We start from the raw sequence: 1,265 nt of genomic DNA on the forward strand, positions 1-1,265 counted from the left end.
GATAACATTTAGTTAAGGGGCATAACGCAGCACGCTTGCGTGCGCAGTGGTTTGAAATGGGCATAAAATTCACGCAGTGAATGCCCATTTCAAAATGTCCCTGCTTGAACTTTTTGTTATCATGGACTTCGATGCTTACCAAGTAAAGTATATTAGCACTCCAAGTACATGTGCTGACTCAGCATCTTTAGTAAAATCCCCTACCAGCGAAGCACAACTAGCAGCATTTAGTAGTGCAGATAGCATGTAGCGTTTCTATACGGACTGTTTACGCTCAATAGTGATGTTTTTTCTATTTTATTGTGAGGTCATAAAATAAGTATGAAAAAGTGGTTCGGATTCTTGTTTGCCATATGCGTCACACCAGTTTTTTTATATGTTCATAAATTCGGCTTTGGATTGTGGGAAAAAAATGAGGATTGGGCATATTTAGGTTCCTTTTTTGGTGGTGTGTTAGGCCCAGCCTTCACACTCATGTCAGTAGTTTTATTGGTACTTACATTAAAGGAGACACAGCAAGCCAATTACGCTCAATTAGAACTGGCTAAAAAACAATATTTCGACAATTACTTCTTCAATTCAATGACAGCTTTAACGCATTCTCTCGAAAATCAAAAATATGGACTCAAACATGATACTGGAGAGGTTTACGAAAATTTCTTTTCCGAAGCAACAGCTTGGGTTGTCAACAATTTTATGACTCACAGTAACACAGACCTCAACGGGGACGCTTGGGAAATAGCAAAATCCTATATTAGGCAACATTGCGGCATATTTGACTCAGAGGCTGCTTTATTGATTCCTTTGCTATCGAAAATTAAAGATATGCCCCAGGATCAACAGTCTCATTACTTAACTTTAATTGAAGGGTTAATTGATAACGATATGCGTTTCTGGCTTGAGGTATATGGACTCGTTTGGTCAGTAGGATTGAGGTTTACCTTGCAAGGGGTTCGCTTCTCAAATTTGCCACAAGTAATCCAAAATAAAATTAATGAGTTAGAAAGCATGAGCTAATAAACTCAACAAACTACAAGCTGTCTAGTAGTGACTCGCAGCACTTGGTGTCTTGCTATGCGCTTTTTTTAGCGGTTAAGGTGGCTTGCAACAACTTCGGTATTGTATTGCCTCCTTTAACAGAGCGTTAAGGATATAATATATTCCATCTGCCATAGTCCCCTACCACAGCCATATCACGGTATCTCCTTCGCCAACAATATAAGCTTAATGACTTTCCTGATAACATTTAGTTAAGGGGCATAGCG

2 protein-coding genes are annotated in these 1,265 nt (G+C 39.1%); both read left to right on the plus strand.

All coding sequences use genetic code 11. The features are described from left to right. Nucleotides 1–121: 121 nt before the first annotated feature. Nucleotides 122–250: a hypothetical protein gene (locus ACRCYC_RS03560; RefSeq protein WP_438617813.1), complete on the plus strand. Its 129-nt coding sequence runs from the start codon at nucleotides 122–124 to the stop codon at nucleotides 248–250. A gap of 71 nt (nucleotides 251–321) precedes the next feature. Then, on the plus strand, nucleotides 322–1,017 hold the full coding sequence (locus ACRCYC_RS03565; RefSeq protein ID WP_438617814.1) for a hypothetical protein: 696 nt from the start codon (nucleotides 322–324) through the stop codon (nucleotides 1,015–1,017). The last annotated feature ends 248 nt before the right edge of the window (nucleotides 1,018–1,265 follow it).

The organism is Paraclostridium sp., assembly GCF_051657365.1.
Taxonomy (GTDB): domain Bacteria; phylum Bacillota; class Clostridia; order Peptostreptococcales; family Peptostreptococcaceae; genus Paraclostridium.

What these genes read in the sequence shown, in the direction of transcription:
- ACRCYC_RS03560 (WP_438617813.1), top strand. Translation starts at nt 122, where the DNA reads ATGGACTTCGATGCTTACCAAGTAAAGTATATTAGCACTCCAAGTACA.
- ACRCYC_RS03565 (WP_438617814.1), top strand. Translation starts at nt 322, where the DNA reads ATGAAAAAGTGGTTCGGATTCTTGTTTGCCATATGCGTCACACCAGTT.